This is a genomic window from Streptomyces sp. So13.3 (genome assembly GCF_005860785.2).
Taxonomy (GTDB): Bacteria; Actinomycetota; Actinomycetes; order Streptomycetales; family Streptomycetaceae; genus Actinacidiphila; species Actinacidiphila fildesensis.
In genome coordinates this window covers 1328662-1346459 of the sequence record NZ_CP048835.1, presented here as the reverse complement: position 1 = coordinate 1346459, position 17798 = coordinate 1328662, and the positions used below count along the sequence as shown (strand labels likewise).

The 17798-nt window shown below is 71.5% G+C and carries 17 protein-coding genes; 8 read left to right on the top strand and 9 right to left on the bottom strand.

Annotated elements, in window-relative coordinates; all coding sequences use genetic code 11:
• The first annotated feature begins 250 nt into the window (after positions 1 to 250).
• The 3 genes from C8250_RS06365 (at position 251) to C8250_RS06355 (ending at position 1501) form a co-directional block, all read left to right on the top strand.
• Positions 251 to 400, top strand: a complete 150-nt coding sequence (locus tag C8250_RS06365; RefSeq protein ID WP_187144751.1) for a hypothetical protein — start codon at positions 251 to 253, stop codon at positions 398 to 400.
• 304 nt (positions 401 to 704) lie between these two features.
• Positions 705 to 893, top strand: coding sequence for a hypothetical protein (locus C8250_RS06360; protein ID WP_138354483.1), 189 nt, complete (start codon positions 705 to 707; stop codon positions 891 to 893).
• A 92-nt stretch (positions 894 to 985) separates the two neighbouring features.
• The gene (locus tag C8250_RS06355) at positions 986 to 1501 is read left to right on the top strand and encodes a hypothetical protein (RefSeq protein WP_138354484.1); all 516 of its coding nucleotides are present in this window, start codon (positions 986 to 988) and stop codon (positions 1499 to 1501) included.
• A 54-nt stretch (positions 1502 to 1555) separates the two neighbouring features.
• Here C8250_RS06355 and C8250_RS06350 read toward each other — a convergent pair whose 3' ends face one another.
• The 4 genes from C8250_RS06350 to C8250_RS06335 all read right to left on the bottom strand — a co-directional run bounded on the left by C8250_RS06350 (position 1556) and on the right by C8250_RS06335 (position 4326).
• Complete coding sequence (locus C8250_RS06350) at positions 1556 to 1852, bottom strand: DUF3303 family protein (RefSeq protein WP_187144750.1); 297 nt, start codon at positions 1850 to 1852, stop codon at positions 1556 to 1558.
• A 168-nt stretch (positions 1853 to 2020) separates the two neighbouring features.
• On the bottom strand, positions 2021 to 2467 hold the full coding sequence (locus tag C8250_RS06345; protein ID WP_138354485.1) for an ATP-binding protein: 447 nt from the start codon (positions 2465 to 2467) through the stop codon (positions 2021 to 2023).
• Between the two features lie 116 nt (positions 2468 to 2583).
• Positions 2584 to 3345, bottom strand: coding sequence for a L,D-transpeptidase family protein (locus tag C8250_RS06340; protein WP_138354486.1), 762 nt, complete (start codon positions 3343 to 3345; stop codon positions 2584 to 2586).
• A 102-nt stretch (positions 3346 to 3447) separates the two neighbouring features.
• Entirely contained in the window at positions 3448 to 4326 is an 879-nt protein-coding gene (locus tag C8250_RS06335) for an RNA polymerase sigma factor SigF (protein ID WP_138354487.1), read from the bottom strand.
• A gap of 171 nt (positions 4327 to 4497) precedes the next feature.
• Between C8250_RS06335 and C8250_RS06330 the strand changes: the two genes are divergently transcribed.
• From C8250_RS06330 to C8250_RS06320, 3 genes are all read left to right on the top strand, one after another.
• Entirely contained in the window at positions 4498 to 4668 is a 171-nt protein-coding gene (locus tag C8250_RS06330; RefSeq protein ID WP_138354488.1) for a hydrophobic protein, read from the top strand.
• A 208-nt stretch (positions 4669 to 4876) separates the two neighbouring features.
• The gene (locus tag C8250_RS06325; RefSeq protein ID WP_138354489.1) at positions 4877 to 6910 is read left to right on the top strand and encodes a hypothetical protein; all 2034 of its coding nucleotides are present in this window, start codon (positions 4877 to 4879) and stop codon (positions 6908 to 6910) included.
• Between the two features lie 49 nt (positions 6911 to 6959).
• Positions 6960 to 8495 (top strand): amino acid ABC transporter substrate-binding protein, encoded by a 1536-nt coding sequence (locus C8250_RS06320; protein WP_138354490.1) that lies wholly within the window; start codon positions 6960 to 6962, stop codon positions 8493 to 8495.
• A gap of 54 nt (positions 8496 to 8549) precedes the next feature.
• Here the strand turns inward: C8250_RS06320 and C8250_RS06315 are convergent, their stop codons facing one another.
• Positions 8550 to 10382, bottom strand: coding sequence for an alpha-L-fucosidase (locus C8250_RS06315; protein ID WP_138354491.1), 1833 nt, complete (start codon positions 10380 to 10382; stop codon positions 8550 to 8552).
• Positions 10383 to 10588: 206 nt separating this feature from the next.
• Positions 10589 to 11545, bottom strand: coding sequence for a LysR family transcriptional regulator (locus C8250_RS06310; protein WP_138354492.1), 957 nt, complete (start codon positions 11543 to 11545; stop codon positions 10589 to 10591).
• Positions 11546 to 11657: 112 nt separating this feature from the next.
• Between C8250_RS06310 and C8250_RS06305 the strand changes: the two genes are divergently transcribed.
• Together C8250_RS06305 and C8250_RS06300 are read left to right on the top strand one after the other, a co-directional pair.
• On the top strand, positions 11658 to 12353 hold the full coding sequence (locus C8250_RS06305; protein ID WP_138354493.1) for a type 1 glutamine amidotransferase domain-containing protein: 696 nt from the start codon (positions 11658 to 11660) through the stop codon (positions 12351 to 12353).
• Between the two features lie 7 nt (positions 12354 to 12360).
• Positions 12361 to 12900 carry a TetR/AcrR family transcriptional regulator gene (locus tag C8250_RS06300; RefSeq protein WP_138354494.1) on the top strand — a complete coding sequence of 180 codons (540 nt, stop codon included), beginning with the start codon at positions 12361 to 12363 and terminating at the stop codon, positions 12898 to 12900.
• Between the two features lie 28 nt (positions 12901 to 12928).
• Here the strand turns inward: C8250_RS06300 and C8250_RS06295 are convergent, their stop codons facing one another.
• The 3 genes from C8250_RS06295 to C8250_RS06285 form a co-directional block, all read right to left on the bottom strand.
• Entirely contained in the window at positions 12929 to 15160 is a 2232-nt protein-coding gene (locus C8250_RS06295) for an AAA family ATPase (protein WP_232485791.1), read from the bottom strand.
• A gap of 159 nt (positions 15161 to 15319) precedes the next feature.
• Positions 15320 to 16396, bottom strand: coding sequence for a hemolysin family protein (locus C8250_RS06290; RefSeq protein WP_138354495.1), 1077 nt, complete (start codon positions 16394 to 16396; stop codon positions 15320 to 15322).
• A complete protein-coding gene (locus C8250_RS06285; protein ID WP_138354496.1) occupies positions 16393 to 17742 on the bottom strand; it encodes a hemolysin family protein in 1350 nt (449 codons plus the stop codon). Before C8250_RS06285 ends, C8250_RS06290 begins: the two co-directional genes overlap by 4 nt.
• Positions 17743 to 17798 lie beyond the last annotated feature (56 nt).

Genomic DNA, 17798 nt, shown 5'->3' with positions numbered 1-17798 from the left:
GGAGTTCCCTGGGAGCCCGAACGACCGCATACCGCGCGATAGGGACGATAGCCCACCGAACGGACCGCGATCCGCGCTTCCCCGGCCCCGCAGCGACGCCGACTGCCAGGGAACTCACAGCCAGTCCCCTGGCAGCCCCCACCTGCGTGCGGTTCAGTCATGGGCCGCCGGCACCGCGGGTCCCCGGCCCGCGCCCGACCTGACGTCGCAGACCACCGACCCCGTCCAACGCTCCGAGGAGACAACGGCCATGACCTGGACCACCGACGGGCCGTCCACCGCCCGGCCGTCCACCGCGCGACCGGCCCTCCGGGCCGCCGCGGCGGCCGCCGTTCTCGCCTCCGGCGTCCTGCTGCTCGCCGCCTGCTCCTCCTCGGCCGCTTCGAGCGCCGCGGCCTAGCCGTCCGCCTCCGGGTCGGCGTCCGGGGCGGCCCGGATGGACGCCTACCGCCAGTGCCTCGCGCAGCACGGCGTCACCCTGCCGACGCGGCCGAGCGGCAGCGCGCGGCCGGGAGGCGGCAAGGGCACGCCGGGAGCCGGCGGGGGCAGCCGCCGGCCCGGTGGCGGTTTCGGCGGCTTCGGGGGTGGCGGCGCTTCCGCCGATCCGGCCCGGCAGCAGGCGATGCAGGCCTGCGCGTCCCTGCGACCGAAGACCCGGCGGCCAGGGCGGGAACCGGGGCGGTTTCGGCGGCGACAGCACCGCGATGAAGGCCTTCACCAGCTGTCTGAAGGACCACGGCGTCGTGCTGCCCTCCGCGTCCCCGGGCAGCGGCGGCCCGCGCGGCTTCAACACCTCGGACCCCAAGACGGCCCAGGCCTACCAGACCTGCCGGGTCCTGCTCCCGCAGCGCCCCTCCGGTGCTCCCACCGGAAGCGCCGGCCCCTCCGCCTGACGCCGGGTACGAGGCGCCCGTCCCCCGCGCGGGGGACGGGGTCCGTTCCCGGGCATGATCCGGTGCGGCGGCCGTCGGGACAGCCTGGTCACATGGTCACTCACGAGATTCCCGCAGCCGTCCGCCGCAGCCCGCTTCCCGCCCGATGGGTGGTCGTCGCCGCGCAGGTCGCGGCGCTCACCGCCGTCCCGTCCGGGATATGGCGGATCACGATGGGGTTCGGCATCCCGGTGGGCTTCGACACCACCGGCCTGGGAGCCCCCGGCTGGTTCAGCGTCGTGTGCGTCGTGATGGGCCTGGGCATCGAAGGACTGACGATGCTCACCCTGGGACTGGTCAGGCCCTGGGGCGAGACGGTTCCGCGCTGGATCCCGGTCGTCGGAGGCCGGCGGGTCCCGCCGCTCGCGGCGGTGATCCCGGCCGCGCTCGGCTCGATCGCCCTGATGCTGCTGTTGATCCCCAACGCGAAGGGCTTCGGAGGCGCGGAGCGAGCGCCGACGGGACTCGCCCTCGTGGTGATGGACGCCTGCTACGCGCCCCTGCTGCTGTGGGGTCCGCTGCTCGGCGTGGTCACGCTCTCCTACTACCGGCGCCGCCGCGGGCAGTAGGCGCGAGCATCGCCCCCGAGCCGCCCGGACCGGTCCGGGCGGCCGCCCGGGTGCTCAGCCCTTCCGTACCGCGGCAAGCCCCTTCTGCAGGTCCTCGCTGTTCATCACCGGCTGGATCTCGATCCTCGCGCCGAGTTCCTCGAAGAGCGGTTCCGCGATGGAGGGCAGCAGCGAACTGTCCGTCATGTCGAAGACGAAGGTGCACGACCGGTCGCCCTCGCTGGGGCCGAAATAGGCCGCCTCGGGCTTGAGGAGTTCCGACAGCTGCTCCATGACCTGTCCCAGCCTGCCGCTCTTGAACGCCGCGTTCCCGGCCTGGGTGTCCAGATGCGCCCTCAGCATGACCCTCATAGGACTCGCTCCTTCCGTCCACCACGCCCGGCGCGGTCACGCCCGCGCTCACGGAGACCTGGTGACGTCGAGCTCAGCCTCTCCTCGGGTGATCGGGGCGGCAACATCTCATCGCCCGTCCGTGCCGACCCGGAAGGCCCGGCGGTGCCAGGGCGAGGGGACGCAGGCCTACGTGAGGTCGAACCGGGCGCTGACGCGCTTGCCCACCGGTACGAGTTCCATCGTCAGACCGTCGCAGAGCCGCAGCACGATCTCCATGCCGTGCCCGCCGATCCGCAGCGGATCGGGGGCGAAGACCCGCGGCAGGGTGCTGCCGCTGTCCCACACGGTGACGTGGACGGACTCGGCGTCGCCGGCCAGCTCCACCAGGTAGGGGCCGCCGGAATGCCGCTCCGCGTTGGTGGCCAGCTCGCTGACCACCAGCAGGATGTCCTGCATCTGTTCCGCGCCGACCGGGGCGTACCACTCGGCGGCGAGCTGGTGCAGGAAGTCGGCCGTCAGCCGGCGGGCGGCGCCGATGCTGCCGACCGAGCCGTCGTAGTGCGCGGCCCGGTGGTGGGTGGCGGCCTGCACCGGCGGCGGCATGGCCGGCGTACGCCGTTTGATCCCGATCATGTCGCTCCTGCCGCCGTGATGGCCCGCGGGCCCGAACACTGAGGCCTCTCCTACCCTGGGGACACCGACCTATACCTGCCAGTAGCAAACCGCCGGTCGGCAGAGCAGGCCGCCGGTCACCCGATCGCGATCACCGGGTGCTGCGCCGGGTCGGCCCAGCGCAGCACATTGGTGAGGACGCTCTGCGGAATCGCGACACAGCCCGCGGTGGGCCCGGCCTTCGGACCGAGCGCGTGCAGGAAGATCCCGGCGCCGCGGCCCGGAACCGCGGGGTTGGTGTTGAAGTTGATCACCAGCGCATTCCGGTACTGCACGGGGTAGTTGACGAGGTGCTCGCTGCCGTGGTCGCCGGCCTCCGTCAGCGGGAAGCCGCCCTGCGCGGCCTGGCGCATCCGGTTGTAGTAGCGGGAGTCCGGGTCCTCCACCCACCAGTCCGCCGCGGTGACCCGGTGGTACGGCATCCGGGTGCCGGGGTTGGCGTCGACGCCGAAGCCCTGGGTGAGGGTGTAGGTGCCGGTGGGTGTCGTGTACGTACCCTGCTTGCGCGTGGCGCCGTCGGTGATGCCGTGCGAGCCGACCCGCGCCGCGGTGGTCACGTACTTCTTGATCCAGATGGCGCCGGTCTGCTGCCAGGCGATGACGGTCGCGTACGAACCGTGGGCCTGCACGCTGATCACCTGGTGGGCGGAACCGACCGTCACCGGCACCGGGAAGCGGGGCGGGGGAGTGGCCGCACCGTGGGCCGGTACCGACCCGAGCAGGGTGCCGGTGACGGCCCATACGGTGATCGCGGCCACCGCGGCGGCCCGCCGCGAGCGGGACCTGAGCGATATGACGCGTCGTCCGACAGCGGTCCCGCCGAGGTGTGTGAGTCCCATCGGATCACTCTAGAGCGACATCGGGGCGCCGGCGTCACGAGTTCGGCCGGCCGGGTCGGCGACGGACGCGGCCCGGAAGGACATGTTCCGGCGGCACCCGGCTCAGCAGGTGCCGGCGAGCATGCCCTCGCGCAGCCTGGCCAGCACCGAGCTGAGCAGCCGGGAGACGTGCATCTGCGAGACACCGAGCTCCGCGCCGATCTGGGCCTGCGTCAACTCGTCGCCGAAGCGCATCTGCAGGATGCGGCGGTCGCGCTCGTTGAGCTGCGCCACCAGCGGCTTGAGCGTCTGCAGGTTCTCGACGCCCGCCATGGCGGGGTCGAGATCGCCGATCAGGTCGGCGAGGCCGCCGCCCCGCTCATCGTCCTCGGAGGCGGGCATGTCCAGCGATCCGGCGGTGTAGCCGTTGCTGGCCATCAGGCCGTCGACGACCTCGTCGGTCGTCAGGTCCAGATGGGCGGCCAGCTCGGCGGTGGTGGGGGAGCGGTCCAGCCCGGCGGACAGCTCGTCGATGGCCTTCGCCAGCGACAGCCGCAGTTCCTGCAGCCGGCGCGGAACGTGCACGGCCCAACTGGTGTCGCGGAAGAACCGCTTGATCTCACCGATGATGTACGGCACCGCGAAGGTGGGGAACTCCACCTCGCGTGACAGGTCGAAGCGGTCGATGGCCTTGATCAGCCCGATGGTCCCGACCTGGACGATGTCCTCGAAGGGCTCGGACCGGTTGCGGAAGCGCCGGGCGGCGAACTTCACCAGGGCCATGTTCAGCTCGATCAGGGTGTTCCGCGCGTACTGGTACTCGTGTGTGCCCTCTTCGAGCACCTGCAGCTGATCGAAGAAGATCTTCGAGAGCGCCCGTGCGTCGGTCGGGGCGACCTTGCCGGCGTCCTCCACCCAGGGCAGCTCCGGCACCGTTTCCGGCGCCGTACCCGGCGCGACGGCGGTGCGCGATATGCCTTGTGCCCTGGCTGCTGCGCCCATGAGGTCGTATCTCCCTGTGATTCGCGTTCGCCGGTCCCGACGACACTCCGTCTGCCCGGGATCCCGCATCCCATGCCTGCCAAGGGCCCACGGCTTCTCCGAGAGGGGTCGGAAATCCGGAAGCATGAGCGGTTCACCTGGGGGCATGCGCTGGTCAGGAGGTTGATAACCATGGGTCCACTGCTTCTGGTCCTACTGCTCGCGCTGATTCTTTTCGGCGCCGGATTCGCCCTGAAGATCCTCTGGTGGGTCGCGGTGATCGTCCTGGTGGTCTGGCTGCTCGGCTTCGTGATGCGCGGTACCGGGGCATCCGGCAGCCGTGGCCGCTGGTACCGCTGGTAGCCGTGACGCACGAGGTGACCAACGAGTACCCGCACAGGTAGACGTACGGCAGGGGGCCCGGCAGTGACGACTGCCGGGCCCCCTGCCGTACTCGCCGTGCCCGGATGGACACTGGGTGTGTCCGGGAACGGTCAAAGCCCATGCCCCGCAAGGCTCTTCATGGCACGATGCTGTCTCCGCGATCACGCGCACCGCGAGGGGGACGGGCATGGTGCAGGCGCCGCCCCCTGGGCTGGGCGAGATCGACGCATTGGTGCATGAATGCTGGTCACGGCCGCCCCGGGCACAGGACCGCGCACTGCCGCTGATCGCCCTGCTGGGACGGCCCGGCAGTGGCAAGACGTTCGCGCTCGACCACTTCGAGGCGGTGACGCGCGGGGCCCCCGCCGCCCGGGTCGACTTCGCGGCGGCGGACGAACAGCGGCCGTACGAGGTGGCCGTGCATCTGGCGTTCCTGCTGGCGCGCAAGCACACCGGTATCAAGCCGCTGCGTTTCCCGCGGCTGCTGCTCGGGCTGCTCGCCGTGCAGCCCGAACTGTCGCTGACCGACCGGGAACAGGCCACCCGTGAACTGCGCAAGGCGTTACGCCAGGCCCGCAGCCGCGGCGCCGCGGTCGACGCCGGCGAGGGGATCAGCTCGATCGTCGACTCGCTCGGCCTGTCGCCGATCCCCGGCACCGACCTGATCATCGGTGTGCTGCTGCGCGGGTTCGAGTACATGCCGACCCGCACCTTCCTCAACCAGACGTACCACTGGTACGGCTCGCTCGGGCCGCCCACCGCGATGGACGAACTGGTCGAGCTGAACCTGCACAGCCGCAGCACGGCGGAGGAACACCGGGAGGCGGTGGACCGGCGGCTGTGCGAGGCGTTCCTCGCCGATCTGCGCGCCGCGTACGGGCACGCGCGCCGGGACCACAACTGCCTGGTGTTGCTCGACAACATCGACCACAGCCACGGCACCCGCTTCCTGGACCTGCTGGTACGGCTGCGCGCCGAGCACGCGGTGTCGCAGCCGGGCAGGTACGACCCGCTGCTGATCGTGGCGACGAGTGCCACCACCCGCGCGGTGCCCGGCCCCGCCGACGGACGGCCCGGCGACCCGTACATCCAGGTCGCCGACCGCGCCTCGTACGCCGACTGGCGGCCGCGCACCGACGCCCCGCCCGCCGACTGGTGGTATCCGGTGCGACTGCGCGACCTGTACGAGGTCGAGGTGTCGCTCGAGGCGGGACGCCATCCCGTGCACGCCACCCGGCTGGCCCGTGCCACCCCGCTGGTGCACCGGCTCACCTACGGCCACCCCTGGAGCGTCCAGCAGGTGCACACCGCCATCGGCGGGCTGCTCGCGGCGGGCGTCTCCGACCGAGATCTGTACGGCCTGCTGGACACCCCGGTGCCCGGGGACGGCGGCGATCCGGTGCGCAGGCCGCCGCTCGGCGCCGTCGTCCGCGACTACCTGCTCGACGGGCTGACCACCGACCAGCGGGCCGCCGCCGTACCGGTCGCCGCCGCCAGGACCCCGGCGGCGGCCGTCAACTCCGGGCTGCTCAACGAGCTGTCCGAGCACGCCCGGGACACCGTGATGCTGGAACTGCGCAACCAGCTGTGGCTGTTCGCGCCCATCCCCGAGGACGCCAACACCCGCGGTGGACGCGGCCCGTCCGGCTATCTGGTGGCGCCCGGTGCCCCCGAGGAGCGCCCGGTCCTGCACCCGTGGCTGCGACTGCTGCTGCTGGAGGAACTCGCCGGGCGGCCGGCTCCGGTAGGCGGACCGGCCGCCTGGCAGCACGCGCACCAGGCGCTGTGTGCGTGGCACGAGCGGCTCAGCCGTCCGCTGGACGCCCTCTACCACCGGCTCGCACTCAACGAACTCGACACGGTGGTCATGCATTTCGCGCGTGGCTTCGGTGCCGCCGACGCGGTGCCCTGGCTGCGCGAGCTCTATCACGTCACCGCGGCGCCGATGCACCGCGCGCAGCTCACGGACGATCAGCCGTCGCACAACGCGGGACAGCTGGCCCGTGAGCACGCGCCGGCCGCGTACGCCGATCCGGTCACCGGCCGTCCGCTGGCCGAGCTGGCGGCCGCGCTGTGGCTCGCGGGCGATCCCCGCAACCGGCTGCCACCGGGCCGCCCCGAACTCAACTACAAGATCAGCGCCATGTTCCGGCAGCTGGCGCTGGCGGCGGACGCCGACACCGACACGCTGTTGGACGAGGCCGCCCGGTTCACCGACTGAGGACCGAAGCCGGTCCGTCCGATCGATCCCTGCTGAGGAGGAGCGCGTGATGTCGACCCGGGGCCATTGGGTGACCGGCCGTCATCTGTGGATGCGGTGGCCGTGGAACGTGGTGCTGGCCGTGCTGGTGCTCGCACTCGTCGGTGGCACGCTCACCTGGACGCTGTGGCCGGAGGACACCTCGTGCGCCGACGGGGTCAGACACGTCGGGGCCGACCGCAGCTGCGTCGGGGTGACGGACGGCTCGTTCCACTTCTCCGACAACCTGGCGGCGGTCTCCGACCTGATCCACACGCAGAACGCCGCGGTCGACCAGGACAACCGTTCCTTCGTCAGCATCGTCTACCTCATGTCCCTGGTCCCCGGCCCCAAGGACACCAACACCCCGGACTCCGTACGGCACGAGATCCAGGGCGCGTACGCGGCCCTGTACGAGAAGAACAACACGCTCGGCGGAGGCGACGTCCCCCGTATCCGGCTGCTGCTGGCCAACTGCGGCAGTACCGACGAGCAGCGGGACGCCACGCTGGAGGAGATCCGCAGCCGGGTGGGCCCGCAGCACATCGTGGCCGTCGCGGGGCTCGGCACCAGCACGGACGCGACCGCGCGGATGATAGGGAAGGTGACGGGCAACACGGACTCCGGCGGGCTGCAGCTCGGCGCGGTCGGCTCCGTCCTCTCCGCCGACACGCTCGCCGGGATTCCGGGACTGGTGCGCGCCGCCCCGACCAACACCGACGAGGCGGCGGCCGCCGCCTCGTTCCTGAAGCAGCCGCCGTACTCCGCGCTGAAGGTGATGGTGATACAGGACGCCCGGCCGGACGACCAGTACAGCCGCACCCTCGGCAAGGCGTTCCTGGCGGCCTTCCCGGAGGAGCGGCTGGTCGGCCAGGTCGAGCAGTACGACTCCTCGCAGGAAGGTGTCGCCACCGCGTTCGCGACCCGGATGGCGAACCTGTGCGCGGTCAAGCCCGATGTCATCTACTTCGCCGGGCGCGGGGTGAACCTGCCGAGCTTCCTCGCGCCGCTCAAGAACCGGCCGTGCTCCGCCCGCAAGCTCATCGTGCTCTCCGGCGACGATGCCTCGCAGGCCGCCCAGGCCGCCGGTTTCGACGAGATCAAGGAAACCCTGCGCAGTGGCACCGTCCGGCTGCTGTACACCGGTCTCGCCCACCCCGAGGCCTGGGAGAGGCGCCCCGACGCGTACTCGGCCGCGGTGCGGGACGACGTCGCCGTTCTCGGCAAGCACGGCTACTACCATGCGACGTTCCCGCTGGAGGGGCTCGACGACGGCCAGGCGATGATGGGCTACGACGCGGTCAGTGCGGCGGTCAAGGGTGCCCGTACGGTGGGGCGCTCCCCGGGAGCCAATGGCCGGGTGACCGGCTCGCAGATGATCCAGATCTGGCAGTCGCTGCACGGGGTCGACGCGGTGATGGGGGCGAGCGGGTACATCTCCTTCGCCAACGACGGCTCTCCGACGGACAAGGCCGTACCCGTCATCGAGATCGGTGCCGACGGCAAGGTCCACACCCTCGCCGTCTCCTCGCGCACCGGTACCCCGTTCATTCCGCCGAAGGACTGAGCGGGACGGGTGCGGCGGCCACCGGTATGGTGCCCGCCGCACCCGGTCGTGCGGTCAGGACGGGTAGAGCTGACCTGCCGGCACGATGCGCTGTGCCTCGTCGGGCGCGTACCAGAGCAGCTTCATGGCCGCCTCGCCGGTGCGCTCGGTGAAGTCGATACGGATCGAGTGCTTCTTTCCGGCCTGCAGGGTCACGGTGCCGGTGTTGACGGCGGCATCGTGCGGTGTCGTGTTGCTGATGATCTGCTTGCCGTCGACCCAGACCTGCACCGTGTCGTCGGAGACGGTCAGGAAGGTGTACGTCTCGCTGTAGCGGGGCTGGACGGAGCCGGTCCACCGTGCCGCGAAGTTGTCGGTCGGGACGGCCGGGTCCGGTGAACCGAGGTAGCGCCAGGCGAAGTTGATCGTCCGGTCGGTCCGCGTCACCTTCGGCGCCCCGCTGAACGAGGTGTTGTCCCAGTACTGTGCGGTCAGCCCGGTGCCGGTACCGTTCGCCGGCTGCGGCGGGGCGTAGGTCAGCTCGATGACGGTGGCGGTCGCGTTGACCGCCGCTCCCGACGGTGTGATGTCGTAGCCGTCACCCGCGGCCTTCACGGTGACCTGCTGGCTGCTGCCCAGCACCCGCGCCCCGGTGATGGTCAGCGGCGCGGTGGCCTTCAGATGCAGCGGCTTGCCGGCGCCCGGCCAGGTGTAGACCGACGCCTCCAGCTTGTTGCCCGGTGCCGAGGCCACGGCTCCCCAGGCGGGAGTGGCCACGTTCCTGGCCGCGCCCGCGCCGTACACCGCGGCGCCCTGCCCGTTGGCGGAGAGCCAGGAGCCCATCGAGCGCAGCCGGTCGACCGCGCCCGAGGGCACCGCGCCGGTCTTGTCCGGGCCGATGTTGAGGAGGTAGTTGCCGCCGCGCGAGGCGATGTCGACGACGTTACGGGTCAGTGTGGTCGCGGACTTCCAGTTGGTGTCGTAACCGGCGTACCCCCAGTGGTCATTGAGGGTCATGCAGGACTCCCAGAGCTGCCCGCCGACCGGGGCCGGGGGGATCTCCTGCTCCGGAGTGCCGTAGTCGCCGTCCACGACCCGGCGCTTGTCGACCCGGTTGTTGATCACCAGGTTGGGGTCCAGGCCGTGCAGATAGGTCTGCAGCGCCTCGCCGTCGGCGGTCGACCACGGGTTCGTCGGGTTGTCGGTCGCCCACTCGCCGTCGAACCACAGCACCGCCGGGTGGTAGTTGTCGACGAGCTCCTTGAGCTGGGCGTACATGTCCTTCTTGTACTGCGGGAAGTCGGCCGTGAAGTTCGGGTTGTGCCAGTCCCAGATCGAGTAGTACAGACCGAACTTGATGCCCTGGGAGTCGGCGGCGGCCTTCATCTCGGCCAGGATGTCGCGGCTCTTGCTGAACGACGAGTGGTCGCGCAGATTCCAGGTGTTGACCTTTGTCGGCCACATCGCGTAGCCCTCGTGGTGCTTGGCGGTCTGCACGATGTAGCGCTGGCCCGCGTCCTTGGCCAGTTTCACGATCGCGTTCGCGTCGAAGGACGCCGGGTTGAACTGTGCGGCGATGTCCTCGTACTGCGCCTTGGGTATGGCGCAGTCGCGCTCGATCCACTCGGCGTCCCGGCAGGCCGAGCCGTCCGGGCGGGTGTACGTCCCCTGGAGCTGGGAGTAGGCGCCGTAGTGGATGAACATGCCGAAGTGGTCGTCGCGCCACCACTGGGTGCGGGCGCTGGTGAAGGGGTCGTCGTAGGCGTAGTTGGTGCCGGGGCCGGCGGTGGCCGGCGCGGCGGTGGGGGTCGCGGCGGCGGTGGCCGGGCCGCCGGTCAGGCTGATGGCTGTGACCAGGGCGACCACGAAGGCGAGTGCCAGGTGGAGGGTGCGTGCTGAGCGGCTCATGGGCATCTCCGTTGATGCGGGGACAGGGCTCATTCGCAGGACAGAACGATGGCAGGGCTATGACAGAACGCGAAGCTTTCATCCGATGTCTAGTGGTGGTTGACGACAACCGTCAAGAGAAGTTGCCGGATACACGCCGCTCCACGGCAATTCCCCACTGTTCGCCCGCACATGACGTGCGAAGTCATCCAATCTTTGCTGGGTGACTACCAGGTACGCCCCGCCCGCAGCAGCTGGTCGCGGACCAGCGCGACATGCGGGAGTTCGCCGGCCCCGGGGCGCTGGGCGAGGTAGGCGGTGTTGATGGGCGGGTCCTCGGGTTCGAGGAGTGCGACGAGGGCACCGGAGGCGAGTTCGGCGGCGCAGAGGTAGCGCGGCAGGACGGTGACACCGGCTCCCGCGACGACCGCGGCGAGAACGCCGCGAAGATCCGGGACGGTGATGGCGGCCTGGGCGGACAGCCGGGTGCCGAACACATGGCGCCAGTAGCGGCGGGCGATCGGCAGGTCCTCCGCGTAGGTGATCAGCGGAGCGGCGCGCAGCGCGGCCGGTCCCTCGGCCGCGACGGCGCCGGAGCCGATCCGCTCCGCCCAGGAGGGTGCCGCGACGAGGACGAACTCCTCGTCCATGAGCGGGACGGCGGTGACGCTGCGGCCGCGCGGCCGGACCGTCGAGATGACGAGGTCGTAGCGGCCGGCGCGGAGCCCTTCCAGCAGGTCGTCGGTGAGGCCGGTGGTGATCCGCAGCCGCACTCCCTCGCCGGTCAGCGGAGCCAGCGCCGGGAGCGCCCGGAGGCAGAGCAGCTCGGCGGGCCCGGCCAGATGCACCGGCTCTGCGGGTATCCGCCGGTCCGAGTGGTCCCGGCCGGTGATCCCCGCGAGGGCGTCCAGCGGTGCCGAGACATCCGCCGCCAGCTGGTCGGCGACCGCTGTGGACGCGACGCCGCGCGGCAGCCGGTCGAAGAGCTGGCGCCCCAGGCGCTCCTCCAGGGCCCGCACCTGGGCGGTCACCGTCGGCTGCGACAGGCCGAGCAGCCTCGCTCCCGCGGTGAAGGAGCCGGCACGGTGCACGGCCAGGAAGGTCCGCAGCAGGGTGAGGTCCAGGGGAGGGGGTACGGGCCCCGGTCCTGGTAGCTCCGATCCATCGGGATTCCTATGGCTCATGGTGGTGATTCTATTGGATTTCGATGGATCGGCGGCCTACGTTCGAGATCGACAGCGATCTGACACTCCACGTACGGAATGTCGGACCGTCGCCCCCACCGAGAGATGTGACATGGCAAAGATCCTGTTCGTGATGACCGGCGCCGACCACTGGACGCTGGCCGACGGCACCAAGCACCCCACCGGATTCTGGGCCGAGGAGGCCGTGGCTCCCTACCGTGCCTTCACCGGTGCCGGCCACGAGATCGTGATCGCCACCCCCGGCGGAGTCGTCCCCACGGTCGACCGGGGAAGCCTCGCGCCGGAGGTGAACGGCGGCCAGGAGGCGGCCGACGCGATCGTCGCCGAGCTCGCCGCGATGACCGCCCTGAAGAAGCCCGTCAAGCTCGAGGAGGTCGAACTGGCCGACTACGACGCGGTCTTCTACCCGGGCGGCCACGGCCCGATGGAGGACCTGGCCGTCAACGCCGACTCGGGCCGGCTGCTGACCGCCGCCCTGGACTCCGGCAAGCCGCTCGGTGTGGTCTGCCACGCCCCTGCCGCGCTGCTCGCCGCCACCCGCCCCGACGGCACCTCGCCGTTCGCCGGCTACCGGCTGACCGGCTTCACCAACGTCGAGGAGACCCAGGCGGGCTTCGCCGACAAGGCGAAGTGGCTGCTCCAGGACCGGCTCGTCGAGATCGGCGCGGACTTCCAGGAGAGCGACGCGTGGGCGCCGTACGTGGTCGTCGACCGCAACCTGATCACCGGTCAGAACCCGGCCTCGTCCGTGCCGCTCGCCGCCGAGCTCCTCAAGGCCCTGGGCTGACCGTACGATGCCCACCGACCGGCTGACCGAGGTGCTCGACGCCACCTACACCTGCCTGACCAGGTACGGCGTACGGCGCACCACCATGGACGACATCGCCTCCACGATGGAGGTGTCCCGGTCGGCGGTCTACCAGTACGTCCGCGGCAAGGACGACGCCTTCCGCCGGCTCGCCGAGCGCCTGCACATCCGGGCGCTCGAGCGGGCCCGGCGGGCGGCGGCCGCCGACGCCCCGGCCCCGGAACGGATCCGCGGCATCCTGGCGGCCAAACTCGACCTGGTGCTGGAACTCGCCGGGGACTCCCCGCACACCGCCGAACTGCTCGACGAGAAAGCCCGGCTGTTCGGCGACATCTGCCACGGCTTCACCGCCGACCTGCGCGCCCTGCTGATCGGGGTGTTCGCCGAAGCGGGCACGGGTCCGCCCGACCCGGCCGACGCCGCCGACATCTGCCTCGCCCTGGTCATCGGACTGGAAGCCACCGAGGACGGTGCGCGGCTGCTCCGCCCGGCCACCGACGCCCTGCTGGCCGGGCTGCCGTCCTGACGTCCCGGCCGACCCCGCTTCCGGGCGGTCACTCCTCCAGGCCCTCCGGAAGGCTGCCGGTGTGCACCACGGCCAGTGACCGGGTGGCACGGGTCAGGGCGACATAGAGATCGCTGGCTCCGCGCGCGGAACCGGAGACGATGAGCGCCGGCTCGACGACGATCACCGAGTCGAACTCCAGCCCCTTGGCCTGCCGGGGTTCGAGCAGCACGAGCGACTGCGTCAGATCGGGCTCCTCGCCCGCCATCACCCCCGGGAGCTTCCCGGCCAGTGCCTCGTGCAGTGCCCGCGGCGCGATCACCGCGAGCCGGCCGTCGTCCGGGGTCTCCAGGGAGGCGGCCTCCGCGACCGTACGGACGAGGTCGTCCGTGACGCACACCCGGGGCCGTACTCCTGTCGAACGCACCGAGCGCGGCGGCTCGTACGACGGGTCGGCGGCCCTCGCCACCCCGGCCGCCAGCTCCATGATCTCGGCGGGCGTGCGGTAGTTGACGCCCAGCCGCACATGGCTCCAGCGGTCCCCGACGTACGGGTCCAGGATCTGCCGCCAGGAGTCGCAGCCCGCCGGATCGCCGGTCTGGGCGGGGTCGCCGACCAGGGTCAGCGAACGCGTCGGGCAGCGGCGCATCAGCAGCCGCCACGCCATGGCGGACAGCTCCTGCGCCTCGTCCACGATGATGTGGCCGAAGGCCCAGGTACGGTCGGCGGCGGCGCGTTCCGCGGCGCTGCGGCGGTCGGTCTCCTCGTGCCGGTCGGCGAAGCGCTCGGCGTCGATGAGGTCGTGGGCGGTCAGCACCTCGGACTCCCCGTCCTCGAACTCGAAGGAGCGCGAGCCGTAGGACAGTTCCAGTACCCCCTGGGCGTAGGCCACCTGCTCGCCGCGCTCCCGCGCCGCCGCGGCCCGTGCTGCCCGGTCGTCCTCGCCGAGCAGCTCGGCGGCCTCGTCCAGCAGCGGGATGTCGCCGACGGTCCAGCCGCCGCCGGTGCGGCGGATCAACTCGGCGTCCGCGTCCGGCAGCTGGACCGGATCGGCGAGGAAGCCCCCGACCAGCTGCTGCGGGGTGAGGTAGGGCCAGTACGCGTCGATGGCGGCGTGCACCGCGGGGTTGTCGTTGAGCTCGCGGCCCAGCTGCTCGACCTCCGCCGGGTCGAGGAAGTTCTCCCCGTCGTACGGGTCCGTGCCCAGCCGGTCGGCGAGCTGTGCGGTGAGCGCGTCGAGGACGAAGCGGCCGAAGTGGGCGCGGGCCAGGTTGTGCGGCAGCCGGGTCTGGCGCGCGCAGTGCCGGGCGTCCTCGGCGACGGCCCGCTCCAGCAGCAGCGTCTCGCGCTCGTGCTGGATGGGAAGGGCCGGGTCGGGGACGGTCTGCCGGTCGCGCAGCACCTTCGCGAGGACATCGGCCATGCCGGCCCGCCCTTTGACGGCGGCGGCCCCGGGGCCGTCCGTCCCCGTGGCGGCGACGCCGGGGAAGAGCTCTCCCACGGTCGACAGCAGCACACCGGTCTCGCCGAGTGACGGCAGCACCTCGCCGATATAGCCGAGGAAGGCCGGGTTGGGCCCGACGATCAGCACCGCGCGGCGGGCCAGCTGCTCGCGGTACGCGTAGAGCAGATACGCCGCGCGGTGCAGCGCGACGGCGGTCTTGCCGGTGCCGGGCCCGCCCTCGACGACGAGCACGCCCCGGTGCGGGGCGCGGATGATCTCGTCCTGCTCGGCCTGGATGGTCTGCACGATGTCGGCCATCCGGCCCGTGCGGGCGGCCCCGAGCGCGGCGAGGAGCACGGCGTCCCCGCGCGGGTCCTCGTGTCCCGTGCGCACCGCGTCGGTGAGGTCCAGGACCTCGTCGTGCAGTGCGGTGACGGTGCGGCCGACGGTGGTGAGGTGCCGGCGACGGCGCAGGCCCATCGGGGAATGCCCGGTGGCGAGATAGAAAGGACGTGCGACGGGGGCCCGCCAGTCCACGACGAGCGGGGTCCGGTCGGCGTCGTCCTGCCGGATTCCGATACGGCCGATGTGATGGCGTATGCCATCGGCGAAGTCGATTCGCCCGAAGCAGAGCCCGGACTCCACGGAATTCAGCCCGGAGAGCCGGTCGGTCCGCTCGGTGGCGATCACATCGCGTTCGAGGCGGGCCTGGAGACCCTTGCCCACCTGGGTAAAGGATGCCTGGAGTGCGGCCTCGGCCTGCTCCCGGAGCGTGTCGAGGCGCTCGTAGAGCCGTGAGACGAATTGCTGTTCTTTCTGCAATTCCTCGGTTGACAATTCAGCTCCTGACGCGGTACGGTGTGCGCATAAGACTTCTCCGCGCTGTTTTGACGCGCGAAGACATGAAACACCTAATATACGCAAGGAATTACCCCGGACGTCAATACGTCCGGGGTAATTTTTTGCCCGGAATCATTTCGGGCGGCGCGGCATCCGTCAGCGGGAAGCGGGGGCGGCCCCGGCCGGACCCGGTGAACCGGGCTGGTCCGCGTCCCTGCCGGTCGCGGCCGGGCCGACCAGTTCCTTGAGGACGTCGGCCATGGTGACGAAGCCGATGCTGCGGCTCTGCTCGTCGACGACCGAGGCGAGGTGGGCCCGGCCGGCGCGCATGGCGGTGAGGACGTCGTCGAGGGGGCTGGCCGCGCTGACCGTGGTGATCGGGCGCAGCGCCGTACGGGGGAAGGGCCGGTCCCGCGGCTCGGTGAACAGGGCGTCCTTGACGTGCAGATAGCCCAGCACCCGGCCGTCGCCCTCCGCCACCGGGAAGCGCGAGAAGCCGGAGCGGGCGGACAGCTGCTCCAGATCCTCGGGAGTGATGCCGAGCGGGGCCCGGACGACGCGGTCGGTCGGCAGCGCGACCTCGCCGACGGGCCGGCGGCCCAGCTCCAGGGCGTCCTGCAGCCGTTCGGTGGCCCGCGAGTCCAGCAGTCCCGCCAGACCGGCGTCGGTCACCATGCGGGACAGCTGGGCGTCGGAGAAGACCGCCGCGACCTCGTCCTTGGTCTCCACCCGCAACAGCCTCAGCAGGGTGTTCGCGAAGGCGTTGATGGTGAAGATCACCGGCCGCAGCGCCCGGGTGAAGGTGACCAGCGGCGGGCCGAGTGCGAGCGCGCTGCGCGCGGGTGCGGCCAGGGCGATGTTCTTGGGGACCATCTCGCCGATGAGCATGTGGAGATAGGTGGCGACGGCCAGGGCGATCACGAAGGCGATCGGGTGGATGAGCGCGTCGGGCACGTTGACGGCGTGGAAGACCGGTTCCAGCAGATGCGCGATGGCCGGTTCCGCGACGATGCCGAGCACCAGGGTGCAGACCGTGATGCCGAGCTGGGCGGCGGCGAGCAGCGGGGACAGATGCTCCAGGCCCCAGATGACGCTGCGGGCGCGCCGGTCCCCTTCGTCTGCGCGCGATTCGATCTGGCTGCGGCGTACGGAGATCATCGCGAACTCGGCGCCGACGAAGAAGGCGTTGACGACGAGGGTCAGGGCGCCGATGAGGAGTTGCAGGACGGTCATCGGGTGCTCTCCCCGTTCGGTGCCGACGGGCTGTCGGAGGCGGGCGGTGCGACGATCCGGACGCGCGAGGCGCGCCGGCCGGCCGCCTCGGTGACCTCCAGCCGCCAGCCGTCGAGTTCGACGGTGTCGCCGGTGGCCGGGATCCGGCCGAGGCGCTGGGCGACGAGTCCGGCGAGGGTCTCGTACGGGCCTTCGGGCGCGTGCAGGCCGATCTCCTCCAGCTGGTCGTCGGTGCGGGTCGCGCCGTCCGCGTCGTAGGTCCGCCGGCCGTCGGCGTCCTCGCCGGTGAAGGTGAGGTCGGACAGCTCGTGCGGGTCGTGCTCGTCGCGGACCTCGCCGACGACCTCCTCGACGATGTCCTCCAGGGTGACCACACCGGCCGTGCCGCCGTACTCGTCGATGACGACCGCCATGGACTGCTTGCCGCCGAGCCGGTCCAGCAGCCGGTCGACGGTCAGCGATTCGGGCACCAGCAGCGGTTCGCGCAGCAGCGAGGTGACCGGGAAGCGCGGGCGGCGCCCGGCGGGAACGGCCAGTACGTCCTTGATGTGGGCGGTGCCGATGACGGAGTCGAGGGTGCCGCGGTAGACGGGGAAGCGGGACAGGCCGGTGGCGCGGGTCGCGTCGGCGACGTCCTCGGCGGTGGCCCGCGAGTCGAGCGCGGTGACCTGGACGCGCGGGGTCATCACGTTCTCCGCGGTGAGTTCCGACAGGTTCAGGGTGCGGACGAACAGCTCGGCGGTGTCGGCCTCGAGCGTGCCGGCCTTGGCGGAGTGCCGGGCCAGCGCCACCAGCTCCTGCGGACCGCGCGCGGAGGCCAGCTCCTCCGCGGGCTCCAGCCCCATCCGGCGCAGCATCCGGTTGGCGGTGTTGTTCAGATGCCGGATCAGCGGGCCGAACGCGGCGGTGAAGGCGCGCTGCGGGGCGGCGACGGCCTTGGCCACCGGCAGCGGCCGGGAGATCGCCCAGTTCTTCGGGACGAGTTCGCCGACGACCATCAGCATCACGGTCGACAGCGCGGTGCCCAGCACCAGCGCGGCGGAGGAGGCCGCGGAGTCCGGCAGCCCGGCGGCCCGCATCGGGCCGGTGAGCAATTCGGTGATCGAGCCCTTGGAGAGCATGCCGATCACCAGGCCGGTGACCGTGATCCCCAACTGCGCGCCGGACAGCTGGAGCGTCAGGGTGCGGACGGCCTGCAGTGCGGCGGAGGCGCCGCGCTCACCGGCCTGCTCCGCACGTTCCAGCTCACCGCGTTCGATCGTCGTGAGCGAGAACTCGGCCGCGACGAAGACACCGCAGGCGAGGGTGAGCAGCAGAGCGACCACCAGGAGGAGCACTTCGGTCATCGGGTCACCTCCGTCCCATGATCGGGCAGAGGTGGTCGGTCCGCACGGCGCCGGCT